This window comes from Sphingobacterium sp. BN32, assembly GCF_030503615.1.
Lineage (GTDB): Bacteria > Bacteroidota > Bacteroidia > Sphingobacteriales > Sphingobacteriaceae > Sphingobacterium.
In genome coordinates, this window is record NZ_CP129963.1 from 2,336,103 (window position 1) to 2,355,907 (window position 19,805).

18 protein-coding genes are annotated in these 19,805 nt (G+C 41.5%); 4 read left to right on the forward strand and 14 right to left on the reverse strand.

The window, feature by feature from the left end; genetic code table 11:
• Positions 1–297 precede the first annotated feature (297 nt).
• A complete protein-coding gene (locus tag QYC40_RS09795; RefSeq protein WP_149526474.1) occupies positions 298–777 on the forward strand; it encodes an Lrp/AsnC family transcriptional regulator in 480 nt (159 codons plus the stop codon).
• Positions 778–784: 7 nt separating this feature from the next.
• Entirely contained in the window at positions 785–1,933 is a 1,149-nt protein-coding gene (locus QYC40_RS09800) for an EamA family transporter (RefSeq protein WP_301990071.1), read from the forward strand.
• A 76-nt stretch (positions 1,934–2,009) separates the two neighbouring features.
• Here QYC40_RS09800 and QYC40_RS09805 read toward each other — a convergent pair whose 3' ends face one another.
• The 4 genes from QYC40_RS09805 to QYC40_RS09820 are packed head-to-tail and all read right to left on the reverse strand — an operon-like array spanning position 2,010 to position 9,105.
• Positions 2,010–3,281, reverse strand: coding sequence for a glucose-1-phosphate adenylyltransferase (locus tag QYC40_RS09805; protein ID WP_301990072.1), 1,272 nt, complete (start codon positions 3,279–3,281; stop codon positions 2,010–2,012).
• A gap of 1 nt (position 3,282) precedes the next feature.
• On the reverse strand, positions 3,283–4,698 hold the full coding sequence (locus QYC40_RS09810) for a glycogen synthase (RefSeq protein WP_301990073.1): 1,416 nt from the start codon (positions 4,696–4,698) through the stop codon (positions 3,283–3,285).
• A 3-nt stretch (positions 4,699–4,701) separates the two neighbouring features.
• Positions 4,702–6,615 carry a 1,4-alpha-glucan branching protein GlgB gene (gene glgB / locus QYC40_RS09815; protein WP_301990074.1) on the reverse strand — a complete coding sequence of 638 codons (1,914 nt, stop codon included), beginning with the start codon at positions 6,613–6,615 and terminating at the stop codon, positions 4,702–4,704.
• 30 nt (positions 6,616–6,645) lie between these two features.
• Entirely contained in the window at positions 6,646–9,105 is a 2,460-nt protein-coding gene (locus QYC40_RS09820) for a TIM-barrel domain-containing protein (RefSeq protein ID WP_301990075.1), read from the reverse strand.
• Between the two features lie 267 nt (positions 9,106–9,372).
• On the opposite strand from QYC40_RS09820, the gene queA reads away from it, so the two are divergent.
• Together queA and QYC40_RS09830 are read left to right on the forward strand one after the other, a co-directional pair.
• Positions 9,373–10,422 carry a tRNA preQ1(34) S-adenosylmethionine ribosyltransferase-isomerase QueA gene (queA, locus tag QYC40_RS09825; protein ID WP_149526480.1) on the forward strand — a complete coding sequence of 350 codons (1,050 nt, stop codon included), beginning with the start codon at positions 9,373–9,375 and terminating at the stop codon, positions 10,420–10,422.
• Positions 10,423–10,489: 67 nt separating this feature from the next.
• Positions 10,490–11,185, forward strand: coding sequence for a 2-C-methyl-D-erythritol 4-phosphate cytidylyltransferase (locus QYC40_RS09830; protein WP_301990076.1), 696 nt, complete (start codon positions 10,490–10,492; stop codon positions 11,183–11,185).
• A gap of 6 nt (positions 11,186–11,191) precedes the next feature.
• Here QYC40_RS09830 and QYC40_RS09835 read toward each other — a convergent pair whose 3' ends face one another.
• From QYC40_RS09835 to QYC40_RS09880, 10 genes are all read right to left on the reverse strand, one after another.
• Positions 11,192–11,344: a lmo0937 family membrane protein gene (locus QYC40_RS09835; protein ID WP_149526482.1), complete on the reverse strand. Its 153-nt coding sequence runs from the start codon at positions 11,342–11,344 to the stop codon at positions 11,192–11,194.
• Between the two features lie 380 nt (positions 11,345–11,724).
• Positions 11,725–12,495 carry an MBL fold metallo-hydrolase gene (locus QYC40_RS09840; protein WP_301990077.1) on the reverse strand — a complete coding sequence of 257 codons (771 nt, stop codon included), beginning with the start codon at positions 12,493–12,495 and terminating at the stop codon, positions 11,725–11,727.
• On the reverse strand, positions 12,492–12,764 hold the full coding sequence (locus QYC40_RS09845) for a hypothetical protein (RefSeq protein ID WP_301990078.1): 273 nt from the start codon (positions 12,762–12,764) through the stop codon (positions 12,492–12,494). Before QYC40_RS09845 ends, QYC40_RS09840 begins: the two co-directional genes overlap by 4 nt.
• A gap of 31 nt (positions 12,765–12,795) precedes the next feature.
• Positions 12,796–13,812, reverse strand: coding sequence for a glycosyltransferase (locus tag QYC40_RS09850; protein ID WP_301990079.1), 1,017 nt, complete (start codon positions 13,810–13,812; stop codon positions 12,796–12,798).
• Between the two features lies 1 nt (position 13,813).
• Positions 13,814–14,764, reverse strand: coding sequence for a glycosyltransferase family 2 protein (locus tag QYC40_RS09855; protein ID WP_301990080.1), 951 nt, complete (start codon positions 14,762–14,764; stop codon positions 13,814–13,816).
• Between the two features lie 64 nt (positions 14,765–14,828).
• Positions 14,829–15,449 carry a DUF4199 domain-containing protein gene (locus tag QYC40_RS09860; RefSeq protein ID WP_301990081.1) on the reverse strand — a complete coding sequence of 207 codons (621 nt, stop codon included), beginning with the start codon at positions 15,447–15,449 and terminating at the stop codon, positions 14,829–14,831.
• Entirely contained in the window at positions 15,449–16,117 is a 669-nt protein-coding gene (locus QYC40_RS09865) for a hypothetical protein (protein WP_301990082.1), read from the reverse strand. The genes QYC40_RS09860 and QYC40_RS09865 overlap by 1 nt, the downstream gene beginning before the upstream one ends.
• Before the next feature lies 1 nt (position 16,118).
• Positions 16,119–17,387, reverse strand: a complete 1,269-nt coding sequence (locus tag QYC40_RS09870) for a dihydroorotase family protein (protein ID WP_301990083.1) — start codon at positions 17,385–17,387, stop codon at positions 16,119–16,121.
• A gap of 271 nt (positions 17,388–17,658) precedes the next feature.
• A complete protein-coding gene (locus tag QYC40_RS09875; RefSeq protein ID WP_301990084.1) occupies positions 17,659–18,225 on the reverse strand; it encodes a UbiX family flavin prenyltransferase in 567 nt (188 codons plus the stop codon).
• Positions 18,226–18,384: 159 nt separating this feature from the next.
• A complete protein-coding gene (locus tag QYC40_RS09880; RefSeq protein WP_301990085.1) occupies positions 18,385–19,452 on the reverse strand; it encodes a LacI family DNA-binding transcriptional regulator in 1,068 nt (355 codons plus the stop codon).
• Positions 19,453–19,805: the final 353 nt, after the last annotated feature.

A 19,805-nucleotide genomic window follows, 5' to 3' on the forward strand; every position in this document is an offset into this window, starting at 1 on the left:
CAATATTCGATAAAATAAACTGCATTTTTTGCGTTTTACATCTATTTAAATCTTTTATTAAGCATTATTTTACGAAAAACACGCAAACAACCGCAAAAACGCAAAAATACATCGTGTTCAGTATCAGTAAATAAAAATGATATACGATTTAAATTCTGTATATTAGCGTATAGTCCCTGCGGATTTCGTTACGCTCCTCATAAACAATATCCTGCACCAAGATCTTTAAACTGAATTTTATTCATTTTATTCTATATTTATTTGAATTTTATTCGGAAATAACGATATTTGCGCGATATGGCAAAATTAGAATATTCATTAGACCAAATTGATCTTCAAATCCTTAGGATTATGCAAGACAATGCGCGCACAAACAACGCAGACATTGCGCGCGAATTGGGAATGGCCCCCTCTGCCATCCTCGAACGCGTAAAGAAGCTTGAACAAAAGGACGTTATCCTTCAATATAATGCTCGAATCAATCCCGCAGCATTGGACCAGAAAATGCTTTCCTTCATCTTTATCAAGACCCAAGATATCATTGGTGTGCAAAAAGTAGGGCTCCTATTAGCAGAGATTCCCGATGTGCTTGAGGTGCATGATATCGCTGGCGAGGACGGCTATTTAATAAAAGTTAGAACGAACGACTCGGCGGGTTTAGTCGACTTGATGCGCAATTCACTAAGTAAGATTGAAGGTATCATCTCAACACGTACGACCATCGTTCTAGAAACAGTTAAAGAAGACAATAAATTAGTGATTCCTACAAAGGAATAAGATCAGCATGGTAAAAGATACAACTACCCCATCAGCAAGCATCATTATTTTTGCTTATGCTGTCGTTTATGTGGTCTGGGGTTCCACTTTTTTCTTTATCGAGAAGGCGCTGCATGCCTTCCCTCCCTTTGTACTAGGCTCTATCCGATTTATAATTGCGGGTACACTATTAATGGGCTATTGCTACTTTAAGGGTTACAAGATTTATATTAAAAAAGCAGTAAAGGATGCTGCCTTTGTCGGCTTCCTCCTACTATTTGTTGACATGGCAGCCATTATTTGGTCTGAGCAGTACATCTCCAGTGCAATCGTTTCCATACTCTCGGCTGCAACAGCCATCTGGTTCATTATTTTAGATAAACCAAAATGGAAAGAGAACTTCTCTAGTGTGACAACCATCCTTGGCCTCGTGCTAGGTTTCATCGGAGTGATTATGTTGTTTGCAGAACAGATATTCGGACCAGCCTCCGAATCAGCAGAAAGCGAGAATAAATTAACAGCCATGATTGTCTTAACCCTAGGTACAATCGGTTGGACGGTTGGTTCATTGTGGTCAAAATATAGCAAAGAAAGAACAAAGGAAAAATCAAGTGATGCGGATACCCTAGCACCAGCAAAAGAGGAAGACCTCAATGTGATGGTAAAAACCGCTTGGCAAATGGTGGTAGCAGGAACAGCCTTTACGACGGTCGCATTAATAAACGGCGAATATAGCCGCTTCGATCCGGCAGCCGTATCGGTAGAATATTGGGGAGCTATGGTTTACTTAGCCCTGATGGGATCCATATTAGCATTTAGCTGTTACATTTTCCTATTGCAGGTTCGTCCAGCAACAGAGGTAAGTACCTATGCTTATGTTAATCCGATCGTTGCGCTTATCCTCGTGCACTTCTTCACCGATCATGAGGTGACCAAACTGCAAATTATTGGTTTAGCAGTAGTATTGTTCTCTGTTCTTTTAATGAACTGGAATTTATACCAGGGCAGCAGCTTAGTCAGAAACTACAAACGAAGAAGAAAAATCAAGAAGCTACGCCATATGGCTCCGAAATCAAGTATTCCGCGTATTGTTGAAGTTGCTGAGTTCGGCAAGAAGAAACCGAAAAGCGAAATCAAAGATCCAACAGCGAAAGAAACGCCAAAAACAGAAGAATAAGAAAAGCGCCTTGTCAAAAAACAAGGCGCTTATTCGTTAAGATTTTTCGTCCCCTCGATAGGAAGGGTCAAAAATATTACAAGCCAATACTTGTATTATGATCTATCACGGCGTTTTTCTTTACGACAATAATTCCATCCACAACGGAATATTGCTCAAAGTCTCCATCGGGCAAATGTTTACCACCTTTAATGCGAACATCATTACCAATCCGGCAGTTTTTATCTAGAATTGCATTTTCGATATAGCAGCGCTCGCCTACACCAATAGGTGGCGGCTCCTGGCTATTGGTCATTTCCACAACCTCCGTAAGTTCCTCATAATAATCGGACCCCATCATGTAAGTCATCTTAATAACGGTTCCTGCCCCAACGCGTGATCGAATTCCCATCACCGAACGATGAATCTTATCGGCCAGAATAATACAACCATCCGAAACAATCACATGATTCAAGGTGGTCCCGGAGACCTTTGACGGAGGAAGCATGCGCGCACGCGTATAAACGGTCTCGCCAAATAGATTAAATGCTGGAATATCATCCGTCAGACCAATATTAGCTTCAAAAAACGAAGAAATCGTACCGATATCAGTCCAGTAATTATCATATTGATAGCTCAATATCTTGACGTTGCCTATGGCATCCGGGATAATTTCCTTCCCAAAATCCATCCCCTTATTCTCTGCCAACAGTGTCTTCATGACGCCTTTCGAGAACACGTAGATCCCCATAGAGGCTAAATAATTTCTGCCCTGCTTTTCCAGTTCTTCAGGAACTTCCGAAGTCCAATCTTGAAGCAAATCCTTGCTGGGTTTTTCGATAAAAGAGGATACCTCTCCATTTTCGTCAGATTTCAAAATTCCAAAACCAGTTGCTTCTTTCCCTGTAACAGGGATTGTCGCGATTGTAATATCGCCTCCGCCCTCGACGTGGAAATCAACCATAGCAGAATAATCCATCTGGTATAATTGGTCTCCAGAAAGAATAAGAACATAGTCATAATCTACATTCACTAAGTTTTTCTGCGTACGGCGTACCGCATCTGCCGTTCCCTCAAACCAACTATCCCCCTCACTGGTCTGTTCAGCTGCAAGAATATCCACAAAACCTTTACTGAAAATACTGAAGTTGTAGGAGTTCTTGATATGCTTATTTAAGGACGCCGAGTTAAATTGTGTCAGTACAAATATCTTGTTGTAACCTGAGTTCAAACAGTTAGAGATGGGAATATCCACCAATCTGTATTTTCCAGCAATAGGAACCGCAGGTTTAGACCGCTGGTCGGTCAATGGATAAAGGCGTGTTCCGCGGCCTCCTCCTAATACAATTGAAACAACTTTGTGCGCCATATCATCTAAGTAATTGGTTATATAAATCAATATATTTTTGAGCAGACTTATGCCAGGAAAAATCCAGTTCCATGGCATTTGCCCGAATTTCATCAAATTGCTTCTCGTCAGAAATATAGGTTAAAGCTCTTCGAACCGTCGCCGCAGCCTCGGCAGCATCGACATCCCCAAATACAAAACCATAGCCCGAATCTTCTACATCAATAACGGTATCTTTTAATCCTCCGATTTTACGTACAATAGGAATGGTTCCATATTTTAATGCATAAAGCTGATTCAAACCACATGGCTCCACACGCGATGGCATAATCAGGAGATCCGACGCGGCATAGACCTGATGGGCCAAACCTTCGTTATAGCCAAAGAATACGGCTAACTTACCTTTGAATTGCTGCGTCAATGACGCAATGCTATTTTGTATGTTCGCATCGCCAGATCCCAATATAAAGATGCTGACCGAAGCCTCCGCCCCACCCAACAGATCTTTAATAATGTCTGCCAAAATATCAGCCCCTTTCTCAGTTGCGAATCGCCCGATAAAGCTTAACAGAGGCAAGGCAGGATCCAATCCGTACTGCGTACATAGGATTTTCTTATTCGCCAATTTGCCCTCATCCACCTGAGCAATACCATAATTTTCAATAATAAGCTGATCGCTGAGCGGATCCCAATAAGCAGGGTCGATGCCATTGACAATACCATGGGATTTCCCCCGTTCGTCATAAAACAAGGCTTGTAAGCCGTTCGCATCTACAAAGAGTTCCTCTAAATAGCCTTCAGAAACAGTAGTATAGGCATCACAGCACTTAATAGCTGTTGCCAATGGGTTGATCAATCCATCCCAGTCCAAAAGCCCCCATTTCCAGGTGTCAAATCCTGGAAGCAAAATGCCCTTGTTCCAATTCATCCAACCCTGATACTGTCCGTTGTGAACCGTAAAAACAGTGCGAATATCTGCCAAAGATCGATAGTCATTTGTGTAGCGGATCAAAAACGGAATCAGCCCTACATGATGGTCATGACAATGCAATACATCCGGTTTAAGTCCGCTCGTTTTCAAATAATGCAATAGTGCGTGCTGAAAAGCGATCCATTGCTCCGCTTCATCCGGGTAACAATAAACCTCCTCCCGGTCCAATACACCGGGAATACGAATCAGATAAAGTGGAAATCCCAATGTATCCTTGCTTTCGCGAAGCACCTCATAATTCAGTAAAGCCGAACCCTGATAAAACTCTCCTTTGCTGACCGATTCGAAATCATGATCTTGCGTAAATTTCCGGTCGAAATAAGGCATTATAACAGCGGCATCCACACCCAACTGACGTTGATATTTGGGCAAAGAGCCCACCACATCCGCTAGGCCACCGACTTTGGCAACAGGAAAACATTCTATACTTAAATGAATAACTTGCATAACCTATAAAACGCGTTTAAAAATTAATCCCGCTAAAGGCGGAATGTCTAACACAATAGACTGTTTTTGGTTCATCCAAAAAACAGCATCCGTGGCGACTTTCTTCTTGACAGAAACGCCACTGCCATTATACTTTGTCTCGTCAGAATTCAATACTAACTCCCAAGTGCCCCCATGTGTTGCTCCTACGCGAAAATTACGTCGCACAACCGGCGTTAGATTCAAGACGATTAACAAATCATTTTCTTCATCATGCCCCTTTCGGGTATATACAAAAAGACTGTTCGTATGATCGGCCATCTCAATCCATGAAAAGCCCTCCGGACTGAAAGCTTTCTCATACAAAGCAGGGTAATTCCTATACACCGCATTGAGGTCGGACACAAATTTCTTCATGCCCGCATGTGGTTTGAATTGTAATAAATGCCAATCTAAAGATTGGTTTACATTCCATTCCGAGGTCTGCCCAAATTCGCCACCCATAAACAGCAATTTGCTGCCACTATAAGTAAACATATAGAGATAAAGTGATCTTAAGTTAGCAAACTTTTGCCACTCATCACCAGGCATTTTATAGATTAAAGATTGCTTACCATACACAACTTCATCGTGTGAGAGTGGCAGCATAAAATTTTCTGTAAAAGTGTACATCCCGGCAAAAGTCATCTTATCATGATGGTAAGATCTGTTGATCGGATCTTCCTGAAAATAAGCCAAGGTATCGTGCATCCAACCCATCATCCATTTCATACCAAAGCCTAAACCGTTTTGGAAAGTTGCCCGACTGACGCCCGGCCAGGAAGTCGATTCCTCCGCTATGGTCTGCGTATTGGGAAAGTATTTGTAAACGGCCTCATTCAATTCTTTCAGAAAAGTGACAGCCTCTAAATTTTCGTTGCCTCCAAACTCGTTTGGAATCCACTCCCCTTCTTTTCTAGAATAATCCAAATATAGCATAGATGCAACGGCATCGACGCGAAGCCCATCAACATGATAGCGATCTAGCCAAAAGAAAGCATTGCTAATCAAAAACGATTTCACTTCGTTGCGCCCATAATTGAAGATGTAAGACTGCCAATCCGGATGAAATCCCTTCTTTGGATCCTCATGCTCAAAAAGATGCGTCCCATCAAATCGATACAGACCATGTGCATCCCCGGGAAAGTGAGATGGCACCCAATCGAGCAACACCCCAATATTCGCCTGATGCAGCGCATCAATAAGTCCCATCAATTCCTGCGGACTGCCATAGCGCGAGCTGGCAGCAAAATAACCTGTAATCTGGTATCCCCAAGATGGGTAATAAGGGTGCTCCATCACAGGCATAAATTCTACATGTGTAAAGCCTGTTTCTAAAAGATAAGGAATTAAACGCTCCGCTATTTCTTTATAACTTAGGAAACGATCCGGATGTTTCGGATCTCGCATCCAAGAACCTAAGTGCATTTCATAGACGGAATAAGGACGGTCTAACGCATTCGTTTCGCGACGGTTAAACATCCATTCCGAGTCTGTCCAAGCGTACCAAGTGGTCGATACAATGGATGCTGTACCCGGCGGAATCTCCGTATGCAAAGCAAAGGGATCTGCCTTTTCCAAACGTTCGCCCTGATTCGTTAAGATATGGTATTTATAAACCTCTCCATTCTGCAGCTTGGGAATAAAGCCTTCCCAAATACCACTGCTGTCCCAACGTACGTGCAGTAGGTGTGAATGCGGATTCCAGCCATTAAAGTTCCCTATTACGGAAACCTCTTTTGCATTCGGTGCCCAAACGGCAAAGTAAACCCCATCGACAGCATTTATCCTTAGCTCATGGGACCCGAATTTTTCATAAAGCTTATAATGCCTTCCTGACCGAAATAATGATACATCAAAATCCGACAGTAAGCTATGTACTTGAACCGCTTCAGTCATGCTTAACTTGTTTTTCTATTAGTAGAGTTATTATTGAATAATTATCTTCTTAAAATCACGGTCTAATTGTACATACGATTGTCCTTCCGCATCTGTTTTAAATTCTATTTTTAAGCCGTCAACAATCATTTGCTTCGGTGTAAACGGTAAGCCTACAAGGTATAAATCGAAGGTGCTGTAGTTCGGTGTATATAAGCCTTGTTCGCCTTGACGTATACTGACAGAAGTAGCTTGCCCTTCAGCGATAAAATGCTTATCCATGTAAACATCTTGCTCATAAGCAAAGGTGTCTCCATGATCAGAATACACATAAGAATCACAAGCTTGCTGTGCGAAGTAATAAGTCAATTTTAAGGATTCAATCTTTTGCTCGCCCGTATATTGCATCACTGGGAACTCCGGGATGATAGCACCTCCACGAACAAAGAATGGCATCTCATCCAAAGGTGTCTCAATTTGATGCTCCTGACTTCCCGCATATGCTTGATTGTTGAAATAATAATACCAGGTTCCCTCCGGCAAGTAGACTACTTTATTCAACTGTCCCGGGTGCAAAACTGGCGATACCAACAGATGATCGCCGAACGTAAATTCTTCTTCCCGTTGCAGGTTCTTTGCAATATGTTGTTCCAATAGCGCAATGGGTCTTAATATGGGGTCGCCATACTTATGTTGTTGCCAAAATACACTGTAGATGTAAGGCAGTAGTTTATAACGTAATTCTATGAATTTCTTACAGATTACCTCCCACTCCGGACCGAAGCTCCAGGGCTCTCGATCCCGGGTATCGCCTGCCGAATGCACGCGCATAAAGGGTGAGAAAACACCAAATTGCATCCAACGGGTGTAGAGCTCGCCATCCGGTTCGCCTGTAAATCCGCCAATATCTGTACCGCAGAACGACATACCGGAAACGGATAAGCGTTGCAACTGCAGCGTACCGATTCGCAGATGTTCCCAAGTAGCAATATTGTCGCCTGTCCATACCGAGGAATACCGCTGTGTACCCGAATAAGCGGCGCGGGTAATCGTGAATGGGCGCTTGTTGCGGTAAAGCTTTTTCAATCCTTCGTAAGTCGCTCGCACCATCTGCATCCCGTAAATATTATGGGCTTTACGATGCGAGCCGCGGTGCCCCTCAAACTGATGACGAACATCATCCGGGAAAGTTCCGCGGCCGAAGACTGCAGGTTCGTTCATATCATTCCAAAAGCCCGCAACCCCATCATCGACTAGTCCTTTGTACAAGGTTCCCCACCAGGTACGGACTTCGGGGTTGGTGAAGTCCGGAAATTGACAGCGACCCGGCCATACAAATCCTTCCATAAAATAATCATCCCCCCGTCGGCAGAAATAATTGTTTTCCTTGCCCTGCTTAAATACCCAATACTGATCGTCGACCTTGATTCCAGGATCAATCATCACGACAGTCTTGAAGCCATCAGCCGCCAAATCAGCGATCATCTTCTTCGGATCAGGAAAGTAACGCTTATTCCAAGTGAAACAACGGTAGCCGTCCATATAATCAATATCCAGATAGATGGCATCACAAGGTATTTCCCTTTTCCTAAATTCAGATGCTACATCCCGAACTTTTGCTTCCGGATAGTAGCTCCAACGGCATTGATGGTAGCCTATACCCCATAGCGGCGGCATGTAGTGTGTTCCGGTAATGCTATGGTATCGTTTGACCACATCAATCATCTTCGGGCCATGGATATAATAATATTGCAGTTCGCCACCCTCAGACCAAAAACTTGTCTGATCATGATGCTCCGCAGCGAAATCGAAAAATGTCTTAAAAGTATTATCGAAAAAGATACCATAGGCATCTCCTTGTGTTACGCCAATATAAAACGGAACCGTTTTATACAGTGGATCCTGGTTGAACGCGTAGGAATAGGTATCCGAGTTCCAATTTCGAACACGCTTTCCACGCAGATTCAAATTCGTCGCCTTATCACCCAAGCCAAAGAAAACCTCATCGGCATGCGCTTCTTTTGTACAGTACACATAATAACCGCCGAAGTCTACATTCTCTTCCCAGTGCATTGGCGCAAAGTCTGCATTCAACACCTTCTCATCTGCACTCCCGAAGGAGATAAAAAAGTTATCCTTTTTAATAAAACAGGTGACCGCGTTGGTCTTCACTTTATAATGGGTTTCTGACTCCTCTAACTGGTAATTCACATATTCATCCGGTTTATGGTTGATTGCATAGGAAAAATCCGCTAGAAAAACCCCCTCAGGAGCTAATCGAACGCGAATAATCTCTTCCGAAACCACCTTGACCTCAACCTTTGCGCGACCATCGGTAAAGTAAAATACATTCCGGTCTTGCGAAAAACCTTTGACAGTGGTTAAATATTGCTTTTCTATCCGGGGTAAATCAAGCACAGGGTTATTGACGTGTTGCATGCCGTCTTCTAGACTCTCAGGGATAGGTATGATATCGTTTGCAAACTCTTCTTTTTTGGTAGTATCAGCCATCTTTTCCTATTTCATTGGAGATATTAACAGTTATTTTTGTTCGATTTAAATTACGATATATTTTAGAAAAACCACTATCGCGGATAGAAATCTTTTGAATATCCCAAAAAAAAGTACAACTATCGCTACTCATTTTAAGAAGATTTCGTTAAGAATTTGTAAAGGGAACATATGACATATTAAATACATAAAAATGCTTACCTTTGTAAGCCTTATTAAATTCTAGCCCCAGTAAGGCTAGAGGGTCTAATATTGTCATTATTTAAAATGAAATTATCACAATTCAACTTTAATTTACCTGAATCTTTACTTGCCTCTGAACCATCTGAACAAAGAGACGAATCGCGTCTTATGGTTTTACACCGTGACAGTGGAAAAATTGAGCACAAAATCTTCAAGGATGTTTTAGATTATTTTGATGATAAAGATGTAATGATCTTAAATAACACCAAGGTATTCCCTGCCCGTATGTACGGAAACAAAGAGAAAACCGGTGCTACAATTGAAGTATTCTTATTGCGCGAGCTGAACAAAGAACTTCGCTTATGGGATGTATTGGTTGATCCTGCTCGTAAAATCCGTGTAGGGAACAAACTGTACTTCGGCGATGACGATTTGCTTGTTGCTGAAGTAGTTGATAACACAACATCTAGAGGACGTACGATCCGTTTCTTATTTGACGGTACAGACGAAGAATTCCGCAAAAACATTGAAATCTTAGGAGAAACACCACTTCCAAAATATATCAAACGTAAAGCAACACCAGAGGATAAATTCCGCTATCAGACTATTTACGCGAAAAACGAAGGTGCCGTTGCAGCTCCGACTGCAGGTTTACACTTCTCGCGCGAGTTGATGAAGCGCCTAGAGCTTAAAGGTGTTGAGTTTGCAGAAGTCACATTGCACGTTGGTCTAGGTACATTCCGTACGGTAGAGGTAGAAGATTTAACGAAGCATAAAATGGACTCCGAGCAATTCATCATCACGGATGAAGCGGCTAAATTGGTGAATAAGGGCATTGACAACAAACGCAAAATCTGTGCGGTTGGTACAACATCAATGCGCGCAATTGAGTCTTCGGTATCTGCTGACAAACACTTGAAAGCAGCGAACGATTGGACAAGCAAGTTCATCTACCCTCCCTATGATTTCAGTATCGCAAACTCAATGATCACCAACTTCCATACGCCACAGTCTACCCTATTGGTTATGATTGCTGCATTCGCAGGATATGAAAATACGATGAATGCCTATGAAGTGGCGGTAAAAGAGAAATACCGTTTCTATTCATACGGTGATGCAATGTTAATTATCTAATAAAACAGCATAAAGAAATAAAAGGAGGCCTAGGCCTCCTTTTCTGTTATTTGCTATCTTTGTTTTCATGAGCCAACACTTTGTTATCATTGTTGCCGCGGGGAGCGGTTCGCGTATGTCTAGCGATCTACCAAAACAATATATGCTGTTGGATGCTAAACCCATCCTGATGCACACCATAGATCAGTTCGCAAAGGCAAACGTACAGGCAAACATAATACTCGTAATTTCAGAAAGTATGCAGGCATTCTGGGATGAGCAATGCAAGGAATATGCCTTCCATACGTCTTATCAAATATGCTATGGCGGTGCTAGCAGATTTCAAAGTGTGAAAAATGGATTGCGCTACATACAAAAGAACTATGAACTTTCTCCTGGTGATGTGATTGGCGTGCATGATGCTGCGAGACCTCTCGTTTCTCAGACTTTAATAGAAAACCTATACCAATCCTGCAAGCCGGAAAATCCAGCAATCATCCCTGCCGTTCAAAGCAGCAATTCCGTTCGACTAGGTAGCTTAAAAGAAAGTAAAGCAGTAGATAGAGATCAAGTATGGTTGGTACAGACTCCGCAGGTATTCGAAGCGAGCCTTTTCCAAGAGGCCTATAAACAGGAAGAGGAAAGCACGTTTACAGACGATGCTTCTGTAATAGAAAAAATGAGCAACGGCTTAACCATCTATCCAGGTGATCATAAGAATATTAAAATCACCTTTAAGGAAGATATCGCCATTGCTCAATATTACTTAAATAATACTATTTAAGTTCATTTAAGCGTTTCCTCGAATAACTCTTAATAAAACGACAATTACAGCAATTACCAATAAAATGTGGATGATACCACCTGTAGCATAACCTCCCAAGAAGCTAATTGCCCAGATAATTACTAAGATTACAGCGATTAAATACAAAATATTTCCCATAGTAGTAAAGTTTTGATTTGTTTTAAATTATTTAAACATATTATCAACTTTCTAACAACTCGTATGACAAAAGGTTTGCAACTAGCAGATAATTTTTTTAAAAAAATTTGTCTCGACTCAATAAATTGGTGTAACCCTTACGCTCATATCTAATTTCTAACCTCTCATACCCGCCATAGGTCTTAATACTAACTACTAAATACCAAATACTAAACTAACCCAATACAAAGCCCAATCAAACCCGCTCCAGAAGGGTTATGAAAGGGCTATGAAAGGGTTATGAAAGGGAACTACAATGGGTATGATAAGATGAAGTTCTGAATAAGGCACAGCCAACCCTTGAAGTACTCAGGGTTTAAGAACAAAGAAGATCAGGATTACTATTCTGCGATATCGATCGCTAACCCATCATAGGCAACGGAAACGCCTTTGGGCAGTTCCTTTTGTATATCTTGATGTTTGCCGAAGCGGTGGCTGATATGCGTCAAATAGGTTTGTTCGGGAGCCAGGCGTTTAACGACCTCGAGGGCCTCATCCAACGTAAGATGAGAAATATGTGGATCTTTCTGCAGGGCATTGAGTACTAAAACTTTTACCCCCGCCAACAGTGCATACGATTCATCTGAAATGGTCTTCGCATCGGTAATGTAGGCAAAGTCGCCAAGTCGGAAACCAAGTACGGGCATTTTGAAGTGCATTACTTCGATGGGCAGTATGGATGCGCCGTAAAGTTCAAAGGCTTGACCGGCTTGAATCTCCTCCAGTTCCAATTGGGGTACTCCTGGATATTTATATTCGCTAAAAGCATAATAGAATTCCTTTCTCAGCGCGTCGTGCGTAGCTTTATTGGAATAGATGGGGATAGACTGTTGCTGTTGATAGTTGTAGGCGCGCACGTCGTCTAGACCGGCGATATGATCTTTGTGCGAATGCGTCATCAAGACAGCATCCAAGCGATCGACACGCTGACGCAACATTTGATAGCGGAAGTCGGGACCTGTATCAATGATTACAGCATGCTCATTATATTCCATGAGAATAGACGACCGCAAGCGATTGTCCCTTTTATCTGTAGACTGACATACAGGGCAGTGGCACGCAATAACGGGCACACCCTGCGAAGTACCGGTACCTAAAAATGTTACTCTCAAATCGTCTCTATCGTCTTTTTAATATTTGTATAAAAGGGCTGTAGTTTTTCACTGATCAGCGATTCGTCGACTTCTATACCTTGTAATATCTGTAATAGTGATTGTACTTTCATATCCACGCTGGAAAATTTGTTAACAACCACCACTTTAGAGGTCTGCAAGATACATGCGCCCGTACGGAAAGATCCCTTCTCATAACGCAACTTGAAGCCTAAGTCGCCATAAAGAACCTCTAACTTATCTAAACTAGTTTGTGTAAGTGGAATCATATTTTAATCTAGACAATATAACAAAGCTGTGTTAAACGGTCAATTTTTTCTTGCTTTTGTTGAAAAGCTTTACGTTTGAAAATTCAGTCATAAAACCTAAGCCATAAGCGATCAATTGGGTATAGGCCGCGATTACAGCAAGGAACGCTACTTTGAGGCTCTTGCATACAAATAGCGCGTGAAAGAACAGCATGAGCGTGTATAAAAACATAAAGGTATTGCCAATCCAACCCAACCAGTTGAAGAAGCTAATTTCATTCATCGTCAACAGATTGATTGCATTGATCATAATCAAGCCGAAAACGCCAATAGTGAAGACCGCAGGCAGCGCATGCACGGGTTTTAGTTCGGATGGATAACGTTGCCATATATCGATCCTCCCCTTTCCGAAATTATAAGTCTGCCGGTAAAATTGATGAAAATTAGCACGGCGTTTATGATAAACAAAGGCTTCCGGAATTAAGCCGACTTTAAAACCTTCATTGATCATTCGGATACTGAACTCAATATCTTCTGATCGTCTGGAGAGTTTGAAACCCTGCGTCTTTTCCCAAACAGCGCGCGAAATACCGAGGTTAAAGCTTCGTGGATGGAATTGCCCAACATGCTTTTTATTGCCACGGATACCGCCCGTTGTAAATGGGCTCGTCATGGAATAGGAAATTGCTTTCTGGATGGCTGTAAAGGATTTATGAGCCGCATCAGGACCACCAAAAGCATCCCAATGATCGCGTTCTAAGCCGATCATTACGTTCTTAAAGTAATCTGTCGGAACGATAATATCTGAGTCGAACACAATGAAAAAATCACCTTTGGCGCGCTCGAATCCATAGTTTCTAGCGAAGCCCTGCCCTTCATTTTCTTTATAGAAATAATGTACGTCGAGCGAATCCTTAAATTTTGCTACAATATCCTCCGAGGGTCTTGAGGAGCCATCTTCGACGATGATTACTTCAAAACTTTTATATTCCTGCTCGGTCAAAGACGTTAATAATTCTTTGATCTCAACAGGTCGATTGTAAAGAGGAATTATAATCGAAAAGAACATGTTAGATGACTTGGTCGATATGGTATTTATTTCTGTCTGAACCGTTTCTTGCGACTAATTCTGCGACAAATCCGGTCAAGAAGAGCTGCGTTCCTAAAATAATCGCGACTAAGGACAGGAAGAACATCGGTTGGTCGGTTACATTTCTGTATGGCGTACCATTGGCGATGCTCATCAATTTATCAGCGATCAGATAAATAGTGATAAAAAATCCAAGTAAGAAGCTGATCACACCTAATGGTCCGAAGAAGTGCATTGGGCGTTTGGCAAACTTACCGACAAAGAAAATAGACATCAAGTCGAGGAAGCCTTTGACAAAGCGTCCGGGACCGAACTTGGTCGTTCCGTATTTTCTCGGGAAGTGCTGTACAACTTGCTCCTGAATTTTGCTAAATCCCGCCCATTTTGCGAGAACAGGAATATATCTGTGCATTTCGCCATACACTTCGATACTCTTTACCACGTCTTTCTTATAGGCTTTTAAACCACAATTGAAGTCGTGCAAGTTATCGATGCCTGACATGCTACGTGTTACCGAGTTGAATAACTTAGTAGGAATTGTTTTAGTTAATGGGTCGTAACGTTTTTTCTTCCATCCCGACACTAAATCAGCATCTTGATTCATGATGCGATCGTAAAGTTCAGGAATTTCATCAGGACTATCTTGCAGATCGGCATCCATCGTAATGACCACATTGCCTTCGGCTGCCGTAAAGCCTACATTCAATGCTGCCGACTTCCCATAGTTTCTACGGAAGCGGATACCTGTAACATGTTCATTTTCTGCCTTCAGCGATTTAATCACTTGCCAAGAACGGTCCTTACTCCCATCATCAACCATGATGATCTCATAAGAGAAGTTGTTCTCGTCCATCACCCGCTTAATCCAGGCAACCAATTCAGGAAGCGATTCTTCCTCGTTATATAGTGGTATAACTACTGATATATCCATAATAATAAAAAGCAAAGGTATCATTTTCCAATGATACCTTTAGCATATAAACGGTTACGTTTAATTAAGAATTTTGATTTTGCCAAGGATGCGCATCGTCCGATGGCGCAGGGCTTTGGAAAATTGGTCTTTCACGTTTGAAAATTGCCGCGAAGATTAGCGATAGTACGAAGTACATTAGAATAGAAACTGCTAAACCTTTCAGGATTTGGCCAATTGACATCTCCGCTAACGCATTTCTTTGTTGCTCCAACATTTCAATCGTAGTGTCGATATTCTCATCGTTGGCACCGGTAGCTTCCATCGTTTCGATGGTCATGTTAATCGTGTTATCGATTGCTTCTTGCTGTAAGGTCGGGTTAACCATGTTCCAAACACTTACCCCCAATGTGCCAATTACCGCAGTAATGGCCATCATGATAAAGATGTTTTTTAAGGCCGTGGAGAAGTCCCAGTATCCTCCTGCAGCTTTTCTTAATGCGATGACAAAGAAGACCGCAACGATCAGGAAAACCACATAATTCACAAAACCTGCTGCCGCAGAAGAGGTAAATAAAGAGGTTGCCGATACGGTGATGTATAAAGAAATGATGGATAGGATAAATGAAATTACGCCAAGGACAACGCCCTGAATAATTGCTTTTTTCCTTACATCTGTCGTGTTTTCAATGGTTTGATTCATCATTATTTATTAAAGTTTATAATTAGTTGGTATAGTGCCGTATTTAAAGACTTGTTAGCTGCATGAGCCTCAAACTCTTTCAATTGCTCCGCTGAAGGATTTTGGTCTATAAAGAAACCAATAATTGGATAGAACAGTTCAAATAATTCTTCATCTTCCGAAATGGTCTTAGTTACTTCCGCTGCTGCTTCAAAGTCACTATCGATTAAGATCTGATTTGCAATAAGATCCTCATAGATGCGATACTCATCTTGAAACTCATCTTCTTCTACTAACAAAAATTCTTTAAGGAAGTCTTCCAATGAAGGTTCGATATCCTCATCGTCACACTCGCGAAGATATAACAAGATATTTAACATCTCTGATCCTCTATCGATTGTCTCCTCTTCAATAGCTTCCCATTCTTCCGAATCTAAGTAATCTTCTTCTAATTTCTCCACATCGACAGCAAAGAAATTAATCATCAACAAATCGAATGCATATTCGCGAAGCTCTTCAAAACGTTGCTCATCATCGAAAACCGCATCCATCTTAGCTACTTTGTCCATGAAGGCTGCATCTGACTCGAATACGTCAAGTAATGCTGCTAGCACCTGGTTTGCTTCTAATCCTTCGCTCTTTGCGTATGAATTGATACTGGCTTCTAATGCCTTTTTTACTTTCTTGTCCATATTAATCATTGATTAAGGTTTGATTATTATTGATTACTGCAAGTACTTTTCCTGTTAGCTCCTGTCCGAATAACGGGCTGTTTGCAGATTTCGACTTATTCGTTTTGGCGTCAAACGTCCATTTTTTGTTTGTGCTGAATAACACTAAGTTAGCTTCTGCCCCTTCTTCGATCTTCGGTTGCTCTAGATTTAAGATAACACGCGGGCCGACAGAAAGTTTCTCTACAATGGCTTCGGCATTCAATCCGGCTTTAACCAACATCGGTAAAACGGTTTGCGACGCAATAATACCATCGTATGCGATCTGGAATTCGACGTTCTTGAATTCGATTTCGTGTGGGGTATGTTGAGAAACAATCGCATCGATTGTTCCGTCTTTTAAACCTTTTAATAAAGCCTTTACGTCTTTTTTAGTACGTAGCGGCGGGCTTACTTTATAATTGCTGTCGAAGCCTTTCACTTCTTCATCTGTAAACACTAAACTATGCGCTGCCACATCACAGCTTACTTTTAACCCTTTTGCTTTCGCTTTTTTGATCAAATCAACGGATTCTTCCGTAGAGATGGTGCTGAAGTGGATTGGTGCTTCATTATATTCGGCTAAGAACAAATCGCGAGAGACCATAATAGACTCTGCTAAATTCGGGATACCTTTCATGCCGAGATAAGTACTCACATCGCCCTCATTCATTTGGTTTCCACCAGCGATTGAATCATCTTCCGGATGCGACATGATCAATGCATTAATCCCTTTAGCATACAATAACGCGCGCCCCATTAGGCCTGCCTGTTGTACGCTGTGGTTTCCGTCCGAGAATGCTACGGCTCCCGTTTGCTGCATATCGTAAAGCTCCGCTAGATCCTTCCCTTCTCTCTTCTTACTGATTGCTCCTACAGGATAGACATCAACGATATTGCCTTTCGCAGCATTGACGATCAGCGCTACTTCCGAGCGACTATGAACTGGCGGATTGGTATTCGGATGTACTGCAACAGCGGTAAAACCGCCCGCAGCAGCGGCTGCAGTTCCCGTTTGTATATCCTCTTTGGTTTCATAACCGGGTTCTCCGAAATTAACGTTCAAATCAAAGAATCCTACCGCTAAGAAGCTATCCTTAGCATCGATCACCTGCAGCTTCTTATCATCTGTTTTGATATTTTTAGCAATCTTTTCAATCTTTCCATTCTTTACAAGAACATCGACAGATGTGAGGTGCAAAGGATGAGATGCCGAAACTAATGTTGCAGAAGTAATTAATATTGTAGCCATGAAGTATGTTGATAATCTAAAGTTCGCGAAGTACGTTTGGTGTTATTAGGAATGAAAGCAATAACCCTACAGATCGATCTTTTCCAATGAGCATTTTCAAAAACCTTCTGCATACAGGAAACTGTGTTTAGCGAAGACGGGTACAGCTGTTTCATTAAAAAACAAAAGTACAAAATCATTCCAATAGATTGGTAATAGTTTTTAGGATTGCATGAAGAAATTAGCCTATATCTTACAAACTTTAAGCTTCCCTTCAAAGATCATATCGACTCTACTCACCCCAACGAAAGGTATCAAGGTCCAATCCGATCATATCGAGCACGCGGTCTATCACAGTTGCGGCAAGTTCTTCGAAAGTCGCAGGACGGCTATAAAAAGACGGCGAGGCCGGACAAATAACGGCACCAGCTTGGGTTGCCAATTGCATGTTCTGGATATGGATGAGATTTAATGGTGTTTCTCGCGTCACTAAGATCAATTTGCGACGCTCTTTCAGGATCACGTCGGCCGCACGCGTTGTCAGATCGGAAGAAGTGCCTTGTGCAATTCTAGCCATGGTACCCATGGAACAAGGTACAACGACCATGCTATCGAATTTTGCCGAACCTGATGCAAAGGGTGCCATGAAATCGTTCTTCTGATAGAATTTAAAGGGATAGTTATTGAAGGATTGGTCATCGAGCTCAAACTTCCACACATCTTTCGCATTATCGGACATCACAATACCCACTTCGGCGATTTGATCTTGAAGCTTCACGAGTTTATCTAACAATACTTTCGCATAAATGGAACCACTTGCTCCTGTAATAGCTACGACAATTTTCTTCTTTTTGACCATATCACAAAGCTAGGAAAAACTTTGATGATTTTCTTGCCAAGGACTTCGAGATGGAGAGAGGTAAATGTGAGCTCAACAGTATCGATAATCACCTAGAGACAGCTAGAAATGCAATCGAGCGCAGCTCCATTTAAACAGACAAGGCGGGAAAAGCTGCACTTAGTTTTCGTAGAACAAATAATTCTCTTTCGTGAGAATATCGATTGGCATAGGCTTATAGCCCTCAAAATTTTCTTTCTTCAAGAAATAGCGGTAGAGATAATTCAGCGCAAAGTAACCTTGTTTATCCGGACGTTGACAGATCAGGAAATCAACGATGCCCTCTGCGAGATATTGAACATTGGATGATAAAAAGTCGAATCCGATAATCGGCGGCTTTTTGAGTTCAGGGTGATCAGCATAGAAACGGCCGAGAAATGCTACACGTGAGTTGGTGAAGAAAATCAAATCTGGCTCGTGCTTTTTAATACTAATTTTCAGCTCCAACTCGACTTCTTCATAGTCGTTGTATGGAATATCTACAATATCGATATTGACTGAGGGATCATAAGAAAGCAAATACTCTTTGAAACCATCTATCTTCGTATCCAGATATCGGTAATTCTCAATACCTTTAGCCACATTTAGTACCAAGATATTCGACTTCGGCTTGACTAGATAAGAGGTTAAATTACCTGCTAATCTTCCTGTACTGTAAAGATCCGGACCTATATATCCTAACGTTGACTTTGTCGGTATGTCAGAATTGATGTAAATGGTTTGCATCTTTCTTTGATGGCAGGCTCGTACAAACTCTTCCGTCTCCTTAACAAAGATTGGGGCTATAACAACGGCCGTGAAATTCTCCGCGAGAAGCTTTTCACTTTCTTTTTTAAAGGTACTTACATCCTCTTGATCGTATAAAAATATCGTTGTTATAATTCCAAAAGGCACTAATTCCTCCTTGCCTTTATTGATTCCTTCCAAACAGAGCGCCCAATAACCCGTCTGGAATGAGGTCTTAGGAATAATGACCGCTACATGAATATTATTTTTAACAGACAAGCTGCGAGCAAAAAGGTTCGGCTGGTAGTTGTGCTCTTTGATAATTCCCAGCACACGTTGGCGAGTTGTTTCGGAAACATCCTTCCGATTATTAAGCACCCGATCAACGGTAGCAATAGAAACATTTGCCAACTTAGCTATATCTTTAATACCGAAATGCTTCTTATTTTGCTCGCCCGCCATAAATAGTTTTGTTTAAAAATTACGATAATTCGCTAACTCGTTCTCCGAGTCTCCTCAATGTATCGGTAAATAAATCCCTTTTAAAACGAATATCCAAATATATCATCTTGTCGATTAACTCCAAAATTCCCCTTTATAATTCACGCACATTACAAAAAACCATTGTTACAGTCGTAATAATTAAAAATAAAGCCCGAATGTTTCTGATTCTTTCACTTAGATTACAACTCCAATAGCATTCGCAATTAATAAATTTATATGCAGAGGGATTGGTAGTAATGAAAATGACAACACTCGATTGTAATTATTACCATAATCTAAACTTTACTAAAATATTGCTTAATCTAATGATA